Origin of the sequence: Rhodococcus sp. IEGM 1409, from assembly GCF_030056735.1 — a bacterium.
GTDB lineage: Bacteria > Actinomycetota > Actinomycetes > Mycobacteriales > Mycobacteriaceae > Rhodococcus_F.
In genome coordinates this window covers 571,861-587,137 of sequence record NZ_JASHKN010000002.1, presented here as the reverse complement: position 1 = coordinate 587,137, position 15,277 = coordinate 571,861, and the positions used below count along the sequence as shown (strand labels likewise).

The following is a 15,277-nucleotide window of genomic DNA, read 5'->3' as shown; positions in this document are numbered from 1 at the left end:
CCATTCGCACTTGGGATGCCGGGTATCAATCAATACCCACTGTCACGGTGATCCAGACTAATCAGACTTCTAAGCACATTGACCTGAGGCTTTCCTGAGACCGTTGAAATTGACGGCCCGGTCTGCATATCGGGGTCGAGAGTAACGCTGCACACAGCCGAGCAAGTCCTCCAAAAAAACAGCCCTGACGTGCGATTACCAGCATCGCGAGGGTATTCAAGTTCCGCGGTCGCAGGAACGGTTAGCGAGCATCGCCACGCGCCACTGGACGAGGACAATGAGGTTCGCGCGCTACCGCGTCCGAAACCATCCACTCGAATCAGAACTTGCAAACCCCTCGAGTTCTAGCAGTGGAAGAGTTGCACGAACCTGAGCTATGAGCAATCCCGATTCCTCGGACAACTCACGGGTACTACGGGAACCTGATCCCGGCAATGCTTCGTATACCAATCGAGAATTGCCTCGCAATGCGTCGATGTCACGCGTCGCGGCGGCATCCTCCGCGGAATCACCCACGCCGAACGGACCCGACGCCTCGACTACGTCCACGGCGTTGGAAACGAGTTGCGCTTCACCTTCGCGAATCATTCGGTGACATCCGGTCGACGACGCCGAGGTCACCGGTCCGGGCACCGCCATGACGGGACGGCCCAGTTTTCGAGCCCAATTAGCGGTATTGCGTGCCCCACTGCGCCATCCGGCCTCGACCACCACAACTCCGTCCGACAGCGCAGCAACCAGTCGATTCCTCGCCAGGAACCGAAACTTTGCAGGTGTGGTGCCCGGCGGATACTCACTTATCACCGCACCCGAACTTGCTATCTGTTTGAGCAACCGCGCATGCCCGGAGGGATAGGCTCGATCCACCCCACAGGCCAAGACGGCCATTGTGGTTCCCCCTACGCCCAATGCAGCGCGGTGCGCCGCCCCGTCGATACCAAAGGCCGCTCCGGAGATCACGCTCCATCCGTCGACAGCCAGATCACCGGCAATCTCTGCCGTCACGTGTTCGCCGTACGCAGTCGATGCCCGCGTGCCGACAATTGCGACGGACCTCTCCGTAAGATCGACCAGATCCCCAGACCCCAACACCCACAACACAAATGGCGCAATCTCACCGCTGGAGGCATCGAGTCCGCCGAAGGGAAGCATCCGCCACGCCGGCCAATCGGCGCAGTTCGGTGTTACGAGCCTGCCACCCATCGCCTCCATCAGGTCGAGGTCACGCTCGGCTGTGTCGATGTGAGCGCGAGCTCGCGTCTTCTCCTCGATCGCGGGTGGCAGATCGCCGTTGCGGACCGCCCTCGCAGTTTCTTCGACCCCAAGCTCGTCGATCAACATGGACATATACGCGCTGGGCCCCTGCACGACGCGGGAAAGATATGCCCAGGCGAGTAGTCGTGAGTCGTGTGCAGTCATTGGAATCCCCTGTCTCGGAAGTCGAGTGCGGTGACAACTTGATCTGGTCCGGGCATCGCCTCGCCTGCCAGGTCGGCGACACTCCAGGCAACCCGCAACGCTCGGTCCGCCCCGCGAGCAGTGATTACCCCTTTGCGCAGCGCCCGTTCCACCGGCGCCAACGCCGCACGCGAGAGTCTGAACTTCTGCCTCAACGCCGGCCCTGGCACTTCCGCGTTGGTTCGCCACCCGTACTCGCTCCAACGCAGGGCCGCGGTGTCTCGAGCTGCCGCCACACGCGCACGAACATCACCGGTGCTTTCCCCCACTTCGTCGATCAGCGCTCCGGTTGCAACGGCCTGCATCCGGACCCTGATGTCGACTCGATCCAAAAGCGGGCCGGATAATTTACCCAGGTACCGGCGACGCGCCGCGGGTGCGCAGACGCAGTCCGCATCTCGGGGCGGCGCGCACGGGCACGGATTCGCGGCCAGGATCAGCTGGAATCGCGCCGGGTACCGCGCAACTCCGTCCCGCCTGGCGATTCTCACCTCCCCGTCTTCGAGTGGCGTACGCAGCGCTTCGAGCACTTTCACCCCGATCTCCGCACATTCGTCGAGAAACAGCACGCCGCGGTGAGCCCGGCTGACCGCACCCGGACGAGCCATCCCACTACCACCACCCACCAGCGAGCTGACCGACGAACTGTGATGCGGCGCAATGAAAGGCGGCATGTCGATCAACGGCCGATCCTCCGGCAACACCCCCGCCACCGAATGAATCGCTGTCACCTCCAACGACTCCCCCTCCGTCAGAGGCGGAAGAATCCCCGGAAGCCGCTGCGCCAGCATCGTTTTCCCGATCCCGGGCGGACCCGTCAACATCAAATGATGCGCACCCGCCGCAGCAACCTCGATCGCCCACCGAGCATCCGTCTGCCCGACAACCTCACTGAGATCCCCCACCGTCACCGCATCCGCACGCTCGAAAACATCAGGAACAGGCAGCGCCAACTCACCACGCAACCACCCGATCACCGCAGACAGATCATCGGCGCCCAGCACCTCGATCCCCTTCACCAGGCCCGCCTCGGACAACGCCCGAGCTGGAACCACCACAGTCCCCCACCCCGCCCGCTTCGCCGCAAGCACCGCGGGCAACACACCACGCACCGTCCGCAGACGACCGTCGAGCGCCAACTCCCCCAAAAAGACAGTCTCCCGCAACAACTTCCGCGGCAACTTCTTCGCCGCGTCGAGAACCGACAACGACAGAGCCAAATCGTAGACGCTGCCCACCTTCGGCAACGTCGCCGGCGACAACGCCAAAATCACCTTGCTGTCCGGCCACTCCTCACCGGAATTGGTCACCGCCGCCCGAATCCGATCACGCGACTCGTGCAACGCCGTATCCGGCAGCCCCACCAAATGCACCGCCGGCAACCCGCGCCCGATATCCGCCTCGATCTCCACGATCTGCCCGTCCACACCACTGACCGCAACAGAATGCGCCCGCCCCAACGCCATCAGAACGCGTCCACAAAATGCTCGACGGAAGGCTCGCCGTTGCGGCCGATCAACACCGCAACCACATCGAAACGCACCCTCGACCACGACCGCCCCGAATCCGTGAGCCACTGCATCGCCAACACCCGAATCCGACGCTGCTTCGCGAACGTCACCGACTCCGCCGGACTCCCGTACCCGACACCCGACCGAGTCTTCACCTCCACGAACACAATCCGATCACCAAACGTCGCAACAACATCCAACTCGCCATACCGACAACGCCAATTACGCTCCACAATCTCCAAACCCGCATCGATCAGGAACTCGACAGCCACATCCTCGCCCCGAGCACCCAACGCCATATTCCTCGACATCGCAGCCCCCACCACTCACACCCCGCGCGCCCGCCCATACGAAACGCGTCCCAACCACCACCCTCAACCCACCATCACCAAACCAAGCCAGCCAAAACCAACCTGTTGACAACTCAGAACCTGTGGAATTCGGCAGCGCGACCCACCAACGACGGCCCACACTCCGACAATTTTTTGAAATCCCCACAAATTGGACGAAGGTCCAGTAGAACTAGTTACAGTTTTGCTCAAACCGTCACGACCTTTCTGAATGGAGTTCTATATGGCCCGCCGCTCACTACGCCACGCAGTAGCCACCACCACTTCCCTCGTCCTCATTGCCGCCGGCGTCACCGTTGGACTTGGAGCCTCGGTGGCACAAGCAGCACCGGCATGCGCGCTCAACCAGTCGGTCACCGACAGGTGGGCAGGATCCCTCGGAACGCCCTACACCCTCAGCAAGGAAGTTGTCGGCGACGGCAAGGTCGCGGCAGGGCAGACGGTCACCTACATCACCAAGGTTTCCGGTTCAGGAGCCCTCGTCGATGAGATCCGCGATTTCCACCCGGCAGGATTCCAACTGGTGAAGGCTCGCCTGAACGTCAAATGGCTTATCGGCGACCAGAAGTGGGACGACGTCACCAAAACTGTCGTCGTCGGCAACGACTCCGTAGTCGCCAAGGGCGGCGGATGGACCACGATGGGCGGTGGCATCATCGCTTTGGAAACCACCTACAAAATTCCCGAGAATGCAGTTGTCGGCACTCAACTCGACAGCGGTGCCGGCACCAACATAGTGCTGGCGGCGGGCGACTGGAACATCAATCCGATGGGCGTGTGTGTCACCATCCGACAGCCGAACCCCGTCGAGGCGGGCGCCGGAAGCCTCGAAGACATGGGCTTCGGCTCACTCAACTCCGGATCGGGCCAGGTATTCGGCTCCCTCACCGACCCGCAGGGGTCGATGACCAATGTCATCAGCGGCGTCCTGGGCAATGTGCTCGGCAACATGAGCTGACTCAGTTCGGATGAGGAGATGGGCCGAGCCACCAGCGCATGCTGGAGGCTCGGCCCATTTCGACTTTCTTGAAGCAAGCTCGGCCTTCAACCAAATTTCGACAGGCCATCAGCGAAACACAAGTTCGGCGACTGGCTTCCGAACGAACGCTACGACATCCTCGAGCCTGTCGACCGCTTGATCGTGATGGCCGACCCGGAAGGCGAAAAGGCCCTCGCCGGCAACGCCCTCTACCAGCGGCTACCCGCTGTGAAGAACGGAAATGCGATAGTCGTGCGATACACCGCAGACCCACCCGTTGGCGCGGCAATGTCCGGCAACACCGTGCTGAGCATTCCGTATGCCATCGACCAACTGACCGCCACAATGTCGAAGTAACCAACGGATCCAGGTATCGAAAATATGTTCGAAGAGTGCTAGCCTCGAAATCAGGAAGCACTCACGGACATCGAGGATCACCATGGACGAGGTACCGGACAGCGCGTTAGATCTTGCACGACTGGATCTGGCTCGACTGGTCGACGAGTTGACGGTTCTCGACCAGCGACGCGTCGACATCGGCGAGAGCTTGGTTCATCTCGAGTACCTCTACTCCAGAATAGGCGCATGGCAACAAGCAGATGCTGCCCGAAAAGCCTTCCAGGAGAAGTACGTCGGACGAATCTACGAACTCGCAGACGGCCTGCGCACCTGAAAAGAGGTTGCACACAACCACGGGCGGAGCGCATGGTCATTCCTGCACGACACACCGGGCCGATCGGTTCGGCTGTGAACTATGTGGGAGAAGTCTGATGGAGAAGATCACCAAGAGGCTGTGGAACTGGGCATCGATACTCGACGAGAATACTCGCGAGCAAGCGCTGCGCACGTCCCAGATGCCTTTTGTCCGTCCACATCTGGCATTGATGCCGGATGCGCACCTCGGTGCGGGAGCGACGGTGGGTTCGGTCATTCCGACGGAAGGCGCAATCATGCCCGCCGCCGTCGGAGTCGATATCGGCTGCGGAATGATCGCAGTCAAAACCCAGTTCAGCGCGCGCGACCTTCAAGGCCGCGACCTGAGCACTCTTCGCCACAGCATCGAACGCTCCGTTCCACTCTCGGCAGGTGTCTACAACAAGACGCTGAGCGACACGGCGCAAATCCGCATCGCAGAACTCGAGGCAATGGCGGGCGATCGTCTGGCCTTCTACGACAAGTTCAAGAACGACTGGAGGTTTCAGCTCGGAACGCTGGGTTCTGGTAACCACTTCATCGAGGTGACGCTCGACGAAAGCGACGGCGTCTGGCTGTTCCTGCACTCGGGTAGCCGCGGTATCGGAAACAAGCTCGCGCAGCATCACATCAAGATCGCCAAGGCCTTGTGCGAGCGGTGGTACATCACCCTTCCCGATCCCGATCTTGCCTACCTGGTCGAGAAGACGCCCGAATTCGACTCGTACATCACCGATCTCAACTGGGCTCAGCACTTCGCTCTGCTCAACCGTGAAGAGATGATGGACCGCGTCGTGAAGGACTTCGCGCACTTCATGGGCGACGGCACGATCATCGACGAGATCGAGCGGATCAACTGCCACCACAACTTCACGCAGAAGGAATTCCACATGGGTCGGGGCGTGTGGCTGAGCCGCAAGGGCGCGATCAAGGCAGACGAGGGCACGCCCGGGCTCATCCCCGGTTCGATGGGAACCGCGAGTTACGTCGTCGTCGGCAAGGGAAACGTGCCGTCGTTCAAGTCGAGCCCTCACGGCGCGGGCCGGGTCTACGGACGTAACCAGGCACGCAAGACATTCACCATCGAAGATCTCGACAAGGCAATGGTCGGAATCGAATACAAGCGCTCCGCTGCGTTCCTCGACGAGATCCCGGGTGCGTACAAGGACATCGACGTCGTCATGGACGACGCGAAGGACTTGGTCGAGATTCGACACACGCTGCGTCAGATCGTGAATGTCAAGGGCAACTGACCCCGCGCAACTCCGCGAAACACGAAGTGCCCCGCCGATATCGGCGGGGCACTTCGTTGTCGAGCAGTCAGGCAAGCGCAGGTCAGTCAGGAAGGCGCAGATCCGGCTTGTCCAGCTCTTCGATGTTGACATCCTTGAACGTCACGACGCGTACGTACTTCACGAATCGCGCCGGGCGGTACATGTCCCACACCCACGCGTCGGACATCCGCAGTTCGAAGTAGATCTCCCCGTCTGAATTGTGGGGCAGCAACTCGACCGTGTTGGCCAGGTAGAAACGTCGTTCGGTCTCCACGACGTAGGAGAACTGTCCGACGATGTCCCGGTATTCGCGGTAGAGCGACAGCTCCATCTCGGTTTCGTACTTCTCGAGATCCTCGGCACTCATCGGTTTAGCCAGTCCTCCCAGTTCGTCTGAACTTCCATCATCCCGTACGGCCTGCACGTTGTTCCAACCGGACTCCTGCAGCCACCACGTTGGCATAGGTCATGCGATGCTCGGGGCACGGCCCCAGCTCGTCGAGGGCGTCCATGTGCAGGGGCGTGCTGTATCCCTTGTGAATCGCGAAGCCGTATCCGGGATGAGTGTCGTCCATCTCGGTCATCACGCGATCTCGGGTCACCTTCGCGAGAACGCTGGCCGCAGCGATACATGCAGCGGCGCCGTCACCGCCGATGACCGGTAGCGAGGGAGCCGTCAAACCCGGAACCCGGAACCCGTCGGTGAGGACGTAGCCCGGTTCGAGGTCGAGGCTCGCAACTGCTCGCCGCATCCCCTCGATGTTCGCGACGTGAATACCGATCTGGTCGACTTCCCCCGCGGGAACAGCGATGACACTCCACGCCAATGCCAAGCGTTTGATGGCTGGGAAAAGCTCCTCGCGAGCACGTTCGGTCAGCTTCTTCGAATCGTCCAGACGCGCCAGTGCCGCTTGCGGTTTCGGTGCCAGGACGCACGCTGCAATGACGAGCGGACCGGCGCACGCTCCGCGACCGGCTTCGTCGACGCCGGCGACCGGACCGAGTCCGGTTCGCGCCAACGCAGACTCCATCGTCCGCAGACCTGCCGATCTGCGAATGACAACGCGAGGGGGCCAACTACTCACTGTCTCTGCCTACTCGGAACTAAACGAATCCATGTGTGCGGTCCGACAACTCAATTGCCCTGAATATCAGGCGCATCGATGCCGCCCATTCGCGACGGGGGAAGGACGATGAATCGCGCTTGACCGATGATGTTGTCGACCGGGACGGTTCCCTGGAACTCGTCGTCGACGTGGTAGCGCGAATCGGCGGAATTGCTCCGGTTGTCACCCATGACCCATACGTGCCCCTCGGGCACGGTGATCGGTCCGAAGCAGCGCCCCGACTTCAGTTCGGTGTCACACGTTTGTGTTCCCGGAGTGAACGGGAAGTCCATCTTGATGTACGGCTCGTCGAGTGGTTTGCCGTCGACCAGCACTCGGCCCTGATCGTCACAGCATTCGACGGTCTGGCCGCCTGTTGCGATCACTCGCTTGACCAAGTCGTTCTCGTCCGGCGGGACGAGGCCGACCCACGAACCGACCTCTTGAATGCCGCGGACTACAACGTTGTCGGACCGATTGGACACATACTTCGTGTTCCACGAATCGGGTCCCTTGAAGACGACGACGTCGCCGGGTTCCGGATCGCCGAAGCGGTATCCGATTTTCTCCACCACGATGCGGTCACCGGTACATCCTGCACAGCCGTGCAGTGTCGGTTCCATCGACTCGGATGGGATGAGAAAAACTCTGAAGACAAATGCCTGAAGAACGATGCTGAGTACCAGCGCGACGCCGATCAGAACAGGGAGTTCTCGCAGGAACGATCGCTGTTTCTTCTGCGGCCGATGTGAGGTCGGTTCCTCGGAACCGCTTGATCCCTCATGATTCTCGGGTCCGGACGACAATGCCTGCTCCTTCGAAGAATCTGCCACAGAGACCAGATTAGCCCGACACCGCGCGTACGCGGTGCCGGGCTCATCGGAAAGATCAGCGCTTTTCCTTGATCTTCGCCTTCTTGCCACGAAGCTCACGGAGGTAGTACAGCTTGGCGCGGCGGACGTCACCGCGGGTCAGAACCTCGATGGAGGCCAGCGTGGGGCTGTGAACCGGGAAGGTGCGCTCGACGCCTACACCGAAGGAGACCTTACGGACGGTGAAGGTCTCGCGAACGCCGCCGCCCTGGCGACGAATAACGACGCCCTTGAAGACCTGCACGCGCTCCTTGGAGCCTTCGATAACCTTGACGTTCACGTTGAGTGTGTCGCCGGGACGGAACTCGGGGATGTCGTCGCGGAGCGACTTTTTGTCCAGGAAGTCCAGGGTGTTCATATGTCATCCTTGTATTTCGCAGGAGCAGAGGAACCGAGCGGCACGCGTTTCGGTCACCCGAAACGGCGCTCGTCTGGTTCGTGCCCAGATCAAGTGCTGCTGCCTGGTCCAGGCAACCCGTCCATTGTGCCAGACGCGGACACCAGCGGGGAAATCGGTGGTGGCGGAGCCGCGTGGATGGTGTGGTCCAATTCCTGCTCGGCCGCCGTCATAGCGTGTTCGACGCTCGGCGATCCGGCAATGAGATCCTGGACGTAGATCTTGGCCCGGATGACTGGCCGACGCCATTTCCGTTCACGCTCGAGCGCGCGGTTCATCCGTTTCGGCTTGCGCGTGTATCGCCAACGTGCCCACGGCGCACCCGGCCGACTCAGGCGAATCGCTCCGATTACCAGCAACGGAAAGACGAACAGGCCAACGAGCCCCGTCCAGATCTTCCCCTTGAGAATCACGATGGCGGCCAAGGCGAAGTTGATCAACGCGACAAAAACGAAGACCAACTTGATCCACGGATCTCGTTCTTCACGGAATCCGGCGACGTCGAGCAGTTCTAGCGGGCGGAACCCCAACAGCACCAGACCGGTCACGGCGACCGCGACGAAGACCGCATCCACCGAGGTCCGACCTTGCTCGGACCAGTACACATCCTTCAGATAGAAGATCAGTGCGAACTCGTCGAGCACCAACGCAGCACCCATACCGAAGATCGCCGCCAGTACGGCACCGGTGGTCTGCGAACCGTCGACGTAGACCGCGATCAGAGCACCTCCGGAGATCATCATGGCGATCACACCGAACACGACGTGATGCACGTGCTGACCGCCTGGCGCGATGTTTCCCGGCCACCATTTCACCTGCGCGCGGATCATCCGGACGCTCAGGCGGATGAAAAGGAACGCGGACAGGAACCCGAGAAGGAAGAACAGCAGCGGCAATCGGCCGTGGGCGATGATCTCTCGCTCGAGCCACTCCCGCATCACTGTCCTCCTTTCACCGAATTGATGATCCGATTCATACTGCCAACCGACTCGATTGTGACGATACGGACTTCGAAAACCCGGCGTACCGCTTTACTTGCCGAACCCGGCCTTGCGCAGCGCGTCCGCCATCGATCCTGCGACGGGTGCACGGTTCTCCGGACGAGACTCGCGTCCACTCTGTCGCCCTCCGCCACCTCGTTGCTGCCCTTGGCCCTGCCCCTGGCTCTGTCGCTGAGGCTGACCCTGACGTTGAGGTTGCCCACCTCGCGGGCCTTCGGACTTGCGGGGAGCGCCCACCTCGTCGTCGAGACGGAGCGTCAGCCCGATGCGTTGGCGCGCCTCGTCCACTTCGAGAACCTTCACCTTGACGACGTCACCCGACTTGACGACCTCGCGCGGGTCCTTGACGAAGTTGTGCGACATCGCCGAGACGTGAACCAGACCGTCCTGATGAACTCCGATGTCGACGAAGGCGCCGAAGGCCGCGACGTTGGTGACCACACCTTCGAGCGTCATACCGGGCTTGAGGTGCGCGACCTTCTCGATGCCTGCGGCAAAAGTCGCGGTCTTGAACTCGGGTCGCGGATCTCGTCCCGGCTTCTCCAACTCGGAGATGATGTCGGTGACGGTCGGCAGGCCGAATCGCTCGTCGACGTAGTCGGACGCCGTGACCGATCGAAGTGCCTGCGAGTTTCCGATCACGGTGCGCACGTCCCCGCCGGCACTCGCGACGATCTTGCGAACCACCGGATACGCCTCCGGGTGGACGCTCGATGCGTCGAGGGGGTCGTCACCGTCGGCGATCCGAAGGAAGCCGGCACACTGCTCGAATGCCTTGGGTCCCAGTCGTGAGACGTCCTTGAGGCCCTTACGGGATTTGAACGGACCGTTCTGGTCCCGATGCGCGACGATGCTCTCTGCGAGGGAGCCTGCAATTCCGGACACCCGAGCGAGCAGCGGCACGGACGCAGTGTTGACGTCGACGCCGACCGAGTTGACGGCATCCTCGACCACGGCGTCGAGGGAACGTGAGAGCAGCGATTCGGTGATGTCGTGCTGATACTGACCGACGCCGATGGACTTGGGATCGATCTTCACCAACTCCGCCAACGGATCCTGCAGGCGACGCGCGATGGACACCGCACCGCGAATCGAGACGTCGAGGTCGGGAAGTTCCTGCGACGCGTATGCCGAAGCCGAGTACACCGATGCGCCTGCCTCGGACACGACGATCTTGGTCAGGTTGGGCGCGCCGGTCTTCTTGATCAGTTCGGTAGCGAGCGTGTCGGTCTCGCGTGAGGCCGTGCCGTTGCCGATGGCGATCAGTTCGACGCCGTGCTTGGCGACCAACCCGGCAAGCGTCGCCAGAGCGGCATCCCACTTGTTCTGCGGCTGGTGCGGGTAAATCGTCTCGTAGGCAACAACTTTGCCGGTTCCGTCGACGACGGCAACTTTGGTTCCGGTGCGGAATCCGGGGTCGAGTCCCATGGTGGGTCGGGCGCCGGCGGGAGCCGCGAGGAGTAGATCCTTGAGGTTGGTGGCGAAGACGTCGACGGCATCCTTTTCGGCCGACTGTCGCAGACGCATCCGAGTGTCGATACCGAGCGTGACCGCGAACTTCGTCTTCCACGCCCACCTCACGGTGTCGAGGAGCCACCCGTCCGCGGCACGGCCACGGTCGGCGATCTCGAACCGCGACGCGATGCGGCCTTCGTAGACCGTGCGCTCCCCCGGCGCGAGTTCTTCGGTGTCGGCGGCCATGTTCACCGACAGCACTTCTTCCTTCTCTCCGCGCAGGACGGCGAGGATGCGGTGTGAGGGCAGTTTCGAGAACGGTTCCGAGAACTCGAAGTAGTCAGCAAACTTCGAGCCATCTGCTTCCTTGCCCTTGCGGACCGTCGAGACCACCTGGCCGCGATTCCACATCAGCTCGCGCAATTCACCGACGAGATCGGCGTCCTCGGCGAAGCGCTCCACGAGGATCGACCGGGCTCCGTCGAGTTGCTCGTCCGAATACTGCGCGGGATCGGTGGTGGGGTCGCCGATGAGGGCATCCGCGACGGGCTCGTGGCCGGCCTCACGGGCGATCTGCGCCTTGGTACGACGCTTCGGCTTGAAGGGAAGGTAAATGTCCTCCAGCCGCGCTTTTGTCTCGGCGAGCATGATCTGACCGCGCAATTGATCGTCCAATTTGCCCTGAGAGTCGATCTCCGTGAGCACGGCGTCACGACGGTCGTCGAGCTCACGGAGATACCGCAGCCGCTCGTCCAGGAGTCGCAACTGAGCGTCGTCGAGCGTGCCGGTGACTTCCTTGCGGTACCGGGCGATGAAGGGCACCGTGGCCCCGCCGTCGAGAAGGTCGACTGCTGCTGCAACCTGGCCTTCGCGGACGTCGAGTTCCTCGGCAATGCGCTGGTTCACGGTCTTGAGAATCACGAGATCCGACCCTACCGCTATCCTGAGACAAGAAGATCGGCAACAGTGCCGTGTCAGGGCCACCGGGGGAAACAGATGAGTACGCGGTACGTCCGGATTGCCGCAATGGCGGCCGCAGTTACTTTTGCGGCGTCGTGCAGCGGCGGACAGAACCCGGATGATTCGATGCAGACCCCCGCCTTCCCCGACACCAATGTCCCGGTCGCGGAGACTCTCGACGGTCGACTGGCGCAAGCTCAGGTGGCGGCGGTCGGGCGCGGTGCGGACGTCTCCATCGCCATCCTCGATCGCTCCTCGGACAAGTACCTCGATGTCTCAGGCGACCAGCAGATCGAAACCGCCTCGGTGGCAAAGCTATTCATCGCGGAGGATCTACTTCACCAGGACGCGCGAGGCGAGCGGCCGATCACGGACGACGATCGCACCCTCATGGCTGCGATGCTCGAGTCCTCCGACGACACGGCAGCCAATCTCCTGTGGGACGAGGTCGGCGGTCAAGAGGTGATCACCCGCGTCGCCGAGCGTTACGCACTGACCGCGACGACGCCGCCGTGGGACGGAATGTGGTGGAACACCGAAACCACGACCCGTGACCTGGTCACCTTCTACAACGGCGTCCTCGACGACTCCGACCAACTCGGACCTGAACGAGTCGACCAGTTCGTCGAGTACCTGCGGCAATCCACTCCCGAAGGAACTGACGGCTACGACCAGAGGTTCGGCCTGCCCGAGGCCCTGTTCGGCGAGCCGGTCATCGGAGTCAAACAAGGCTGGATGTGCTGTGTCGAGGACAAGTGGATACACCTGTCCACCGGCATCGTCGGTGACGACAACCGATACATCATCGCGATCGGTTCACGAGAAGACGTCCAGTACACGGACGAGGACAGCTTCTATCCCGACACTTCGTTCACTGACGCAGTCGACGACGAAAGTGCACTGCACGCACGCGACACGGTCACCGGTGTCACACAAATCCTCTTCCCGAGCGGAAGCATCGACGACTGGGCTGCAGCATCCACGACCACGGTTTCGGTGATGCCCGAAGCCTCCGGACCCTGATTCGATCCACGCGGTCCTATTCGTACTCAGTCTTGCTTGTACTCGAGCACCGAACTGATGACTCGTTCCTGCTGTTCGGACGTGAGCATGGGCCACAGCGGCAGTCGGAGAATCGACGCCGAAAACTCGGCACTACGCACGCACGGCTCCGGTGTTCGTCCGTAGCGCACACCAGCCGCACTCGTATCGAGCGGAATGTAGTGGAACGGCGCCACGATTCCGTCACCGGCAAGATGCCGAATCAAGCCGTCGCGGCTCTCTTCGGTCGGCATCTTGAGATAGAACAAGTGCGCGGTGTGCTCGCGATCATCGGGCGCCGCCATGGGCACGACACCGTTCGCGGACGCCCACACGCCCAGACTCACGCTGTAGGCATCCCAGACGCGATGCCTGGCCGCCTGAATCGCGTCGAACTCGGAAAGTTGTGCGTCGAGGACAGCGGCATTGAGTTCACTGGGCAGATAACTCGACCCGATGTCCTGCCACGAATATTTGTCGACCTGGCCGCGTAGGAAGCGCGCACGGTCGGTCCCCTTCTCACGGATGATTTCGGCGCGGGTCATCAGCTGATCGTCGGAGAGCAGCAGCGCGCCGCCCTCGCCGCAATGAACGTTCTTGGTGTCGTGAAAACTCTGCGTTCCGATTGTTCCGATGGTGCCGAGCGCGCGCCCGCGCCACTTTCCGCCGAGCCCGTGAGCGTTGTCTTCGATCAACGCGACGCCGTGGAGTTCCGCGAGGTCGAGCAGCGGTTCCATGTCGGCGGCGACTCCGCCGTAATGCATGACAAGTACTGCTTTTGTGTGTTCCGTGATCGCCGCCGCGACGCACGCCGGGTCGATGTTGCCGGTGCTCGGATCGATGTCGACGAAAACAACAGTGGCACCGCGCAACGCGACGGCGGTCGCCGCCGAACTGAACGCGAAGCTCGGAACGATCACCTCGTCGCCCGGGCCCAATTCGAGCAGCAGCGCACCCAATTCGAGTGCGTGCGTGCACGAGGTAGTCAGCAGAGCGTGCCTGGATCCGGTGATCGTTTTGATCGCTGCAGTCGCAGACTTGGTGAAACGTCCGTCACCGTGAATGTGATCGGACTCCAGAACCGTTGCCAGATTCGACAATTCGTTCGATGCCCGATAGGGGCGAGAGAAGATGATTCGATCAGTGCTCACGAGTACGCCGATCGATCGAGGTTCCGGGCCGCGGTGAATCGACAGTCAGATACAGCGGCTTTCCGACAAGGACGTGCAGTGCCACACCGAGGTATTCGGCAATGAGCCCGAGCGAGAACAGGATCGCACCTGAACAGACCAACAGCGCCATGATGATCGACGCCCATCCTTCGGGGTCGCTGTTGTCGCCGGTCATGGCGCCGATGAAGATCACCGCGGCCATGATCACACCGGCCGACGCCAGGGTGACTCCGAGCAGACTGACCAGCCGCAAACCGCGGGTTCCGCTACACAACACCATCTTCCAGAACAACGAGAACAAACGGCGATAGTTGTATCCGGATTCCTCGCGGCCTTCGGCCCGAAGTGTCACCGGCGCCGAGGCCGTGTTACCGACAACCCACGTCAGCGCGACGTCCAGATACACGCCGTTGGCGGCGACGCCGGCCAACTGTCGACCGATGTCACCGCGGATCAAGCGGTAACTTTCGAATCTCGTCGAATCAGGGAACGCGAATACCGTCGCCAAGACGATCTTTGCGCCGCGCGAGGTCAGGTTCCGCAAAAATCCGTGTGGGCGGGTGTTCGTGGGTTTGGAATACACGAGGTCGGATCGCTCCGTCAGCGCGGTGTCGAGGAAAGCTCCGATGTGCACCGGGTCGTGCTGGCCGTCCTCGTCCATCGTCACGATCCACTGGCCAGTTGCAGCGGCCATGCCGGCGATAGTGGCCGCGTCCTGGCCGTAGTTGCGGCTGAGCCACACGAGACGCACCTGCTCGAAACGGCGCTCCAATTCGAGTAACACGACGTCGGAGCGGTCCGGGCCGTTGTCGTGGACCAGCACGATCTCGTCGACGGAGAACTGCGCACCACCGGGCGTCGTACTCGGTGCGCCCAGGGCGTCCAACTCCTCGACGAGCGCCGTGATCGTCTTTTCGCCCTGATAAACGGGCACTACGACGGAAATCGAGTGCACTCGCTTCCACTCCCTTCAGGGGGCTCGACTGGCGCCGAGACACAGGCACGATC

At 61.8% G+C, this 15,277-nt stretch carries 16 protein-coding genes; 5 read left to right on the top strand and 11 right to left on the bottom strand.

All coding sequences use genetic code 11. The annotated features are described in order from the left end of the window. Positions 1 to 291: 291 nt before the first annotated feature. The 3 genes from dprA to QM716_RS08705 are packed head-to-tail and all read right to left on the bottom strand — an operon-like array spanning position 292 to position 3,280. On the bottom strand, positions 292 to 1,419 hold the full coding sequence (dprA, locus tag QM716_RS08715; RefSeq protein ID WP_283303764.1) for a DNA-processing protein DprA: 1,128 nt from the start codon (positions 1,417 to 1,419) through the stop codon (positions 292 to 294). Next, the gene (locus tag QM716_RS08710; RefSeq protein WP_283303763.1) at positions 1,416 to 2,924 is read right to left on the bottom strand and encodes a YifB family Mg chelatase-like AAA ATPase; all 1,509 of its coding nucleotides are present in this window, start codon (positions 2,922 to 2,924) and stop codon (positions 1,416 to 1,418) included. The genes dprA and QM716_RS08710 overlap by 4 nt, the downstream gene beginning before the upstream one ends. Continuing rightward, positions 2,924 to 3,280 (bottom strand): YraN family protein, encoded by a 357-nt coding sequence (locus QM716_RS08705; protein ID WP_283303762.1) that lies wholly within the window; start codon positions 3,278 to 3,280, stop codon positions 2,924 to 2,926. The genes QM716_RS08710 and QM716_RS08705 overlap by 1 nt, the downstream gene beginning before the upstream one ends. Positions 3,281 to 3,542: 262 nt before the next feature. Here QM716_RS08705 and QM716_RS08700 point away from each other — a divergent pair, with 262 nt between their 5' ends. The 4 genes from QM716_RS08700 to QM716_RS08685 all read left to right on the top strand — a co-directional run bounded on the left by QM716_RS08700 (position 3,543) and on the right by QM716_RS08685 (position 6,244). Further along, the gene (locus QM716_RS08700; protein WP_283303761.1) at positions 3,543 to 4,277 is read left to right on the top strand and encodes a hypothetical protein; all 735 of its coding nucleotides are present in this window, start codon (positions 3,543 to 3,545) and stop codon (positions 4,275 to 4,277) included. A 186-nt stretch (positions 4,278 to 4,463) separates the two neighbouring features. Further along, positions 4,464 to 4,655, top strand: a complete 192-nt coding sequence (locus QM716_RS08695; protein WP_283303760.1) for a hypothetical protein — start codon at positions 4,464 to 4,466, stop codon at positions 4,653 to 4,655. 82 nt (positions 4,656 to 4,737) lie between these two features. Beyond that, positions 4,738 to 4,971, top strand: coding sequence for a hypothetical protein (locus QM716_RS08690; protein ID WP_283303759.1), 234 nt, complete (start codon positions 4,738 to 4,740; stop codon positions 4,969 to 4,971). A 97-nt stretch (positions 4,972 to 5,068) separates the two neighbouring features. Further along, positions 5,069 to 6,244: an RtcB family protein gene (locus tag QM716_RS08685; protein WP_283303758.1), complete on the top strand. Its 1,176-nt coding sequence runs from the start codon at positions 5,069 to 5,071 to the stop codon at positions 6,242 to 6,244. Positions 6,245 to 6,326: 82 nt separating this feature from the next. Here QM716_RS08685 and QM716_RS08680 read toward each other — a convergent pair whose 3' ends face one another. The 6 genes from QM716_RS08680 to QM716_RS08655 all read right to left on the bottom strand — a co-directional run bounded on the left by QM716_RS08680 (position 6,327) and on the right by QM716_RS08655 (position 12,017). Then, positions 6,327 to 6,632, bottom strand: a complete 306-nt coding sequence (locus tag QM716_RS08680; RefSeq protein ID WP_003942715.1) for a DUF2469 domain-containing protein — start codon at positions 6,630 to 6,632, stop codon at positions 6,327 to 6,329. 37 nt (positions 6,633 to 6,669) lie between these two features. After that, positions 6,670 to 7,350 (bottom strand): ribonuclease HII, encoded by a 681-nt coding sequence (locus QM716_RS08675; RefSeq protein ID WP_283303757.1) that lies wholly within the window; start codon positions 7,348 to 7,350, stop codon positions 6,670 to 6,672. Between the two features lie 50 nt (positions 7,351 to 7,400). Further along, complete coding sequence (lepB, locus tag QM716_RS08670; RefSeq protein WP_230812928.1) at positions 7,401 to 8,204, bottom strand: signal peptidase I; 804 nt, start codon at positions 8,202 to 8,204, stop codon at positions 7,401 to 7,403. A 55-nt stretch (positions 8,205 to 8,259) separates the two neighbouring features. Beyond that, the gene (gene rplS / locus QM716_RS08665; RefSeq protein ID WP_003942791.1) at positions 8,260 to 8,601 is read right to left on the bottom strand and encodes a 50S ribosomal protein L19; all 342 of its coding nucleotides are present in this window, start codon (positions 8,599 to 8,601) and stop codon (positions 8,260 to 8,262) included. Positions 8,602 to 8,690: 89 nt separating this feature from the next. After that, positions 8,691 to 9,578, bottom strand: a complete 888-nt coding sequence (locus tag QM716_RS08660; RefSeq protein WP_283303756.1) for a hypothetical protein — start codon at positions 9,576 to 9,578, stop codon at positions 8,691 to 8,693. 93 nt (positions 9,579 to 9,671) lie between these two features. Then, a complete protein-coding gene (locus QM716_RS08655; RefSeq protein WP_283303755.1) occupies positions 9,672 to 12,017 on the bottom strand; it encodes a Tex family protein in 2,346 nt (781 codons plus the stop codon). A 75-nt stretch (positions 12,018 to 12,092) separates the two neighbouring features. On the opposite strand from QM716_RS08655, the gene QM716_RS08650 reads away from it, so the two are divergent. After that, on the top strand, positions 12,093 to 13,079 hold the full coding sequence (locus QM716_RS08650) for a serine hydrolase (RefSeq protein WP_283303754.1): 987 nt from the start codon (positions 12,093 to 12,095) through the stop codon (positions 13,077 to 13,079). Positions 13,080 to 13,105: 26 nt separating this feature from the next. On the opposite strand, the gene rffA is transcribed toward QM716_RS08650, so the two are convergent. Then, positions 13,106 to 14,248 carry a dTDP-4-amino-4,6-dideoxygalactose transaminase gene (gene rffA, locus QM716_RS08645; RefSeq protein ID WP_283303753.1) on the bottom strand — a complete coding sequence of 381 codons (1,143 nt, stop codon included), beginning with the start codon at positions 14,246 to 14,248 and terminating at the stop codon, positions 13,106 to 13,108. Then, a complete protein-coding gene (locus tag QM716_RS08640; RefSeq protein ID WP_283303752.1) occupies positions 14,238 to 15,224 on the bottom strand; it encodes a glycosyltransferase in 987 nt (328 codons plus the stop codon). Before QM716_RS08640 ends, rffA begins: the two co-directional genes overlap by 11 nt. Positions 15,225 to 15,277: the final 53 nt, after the last annotated feature.

Coding starts and splice junctions, on each gene's coding strand:
- dprA (WP_283303764.1), bottom strand. CDS start 1,419: ATGACTGCACACGACTCACGACTACTCGCCTGGGCATATCTTTCCCGC.
- QM716_RS08710 (WP_283303763.1), bottom strand. CDS start 2,924: ATGGCGTTGGGGCGGGCGCATTCTGTTGCGGTCAGTGGTGTGGACGGG.
- QM716_RS08705 (WP_283303762.1), bottom strand. CDS start 3,280: ATGTCGAGGAATATGGCGTTGGGTGCTCGGGGCGAGGATGTGGCTGTC.
- QM716_RS08700 (WP_283303761.1), top strand. CDS start 3,543: ATGGCCCGCCGCTCACTACGCCACGCAGTAGCCACCACCACTTCCCTC.
- QM716_RS08695 (WP_283303760.1), top strand. CDS start 4,464: ATGGCCGACCCGGAAGGCGAAAAGGCCCTCGCCGGCAACGCCCTCTAC.
- QM716_RS08690 (WP_283303759.1), top strand. CDS start 4,738: ATGGACGAGGTACCGGACAGCGCGTTAGATCTTGCACGACTGGATCTG.
- QM716_RS08685 (WP_283303758.1), top strand. CDS start 5,069: ATGGAGAAGATCACCAAGAGGCTGTGGAACTGGGCATCGATACTCGAC.
- QM716_RS08680 (WP_003942715.1), bottom strand. CDS start 6,632: ATGAGTGCCGAGGATCTCGAGAAGTACGAAACCGAGATGGAGCTGTCG.
- rplS (WP_003942791.1), bottom strand. CDS start 8,601: ATGAACACCCTGGACTTCCTGGACAAAAAGTCGCTCCGCGACGACATC.
- QM716_RS08660 (WP_283303756.1), bottom strand. CDS start 9,578: ATGCGGGAGTGGCTCGAGCGAGAGATCATCGCCCACGGCCGATTGCCG.
- QM716_RS08650 (WP_283303754.1), top strand. CDS start 12,093: ATGAGTACGCGGTACGTCCGGATTGCCGCAATGGCGGCCGCAGTTACT.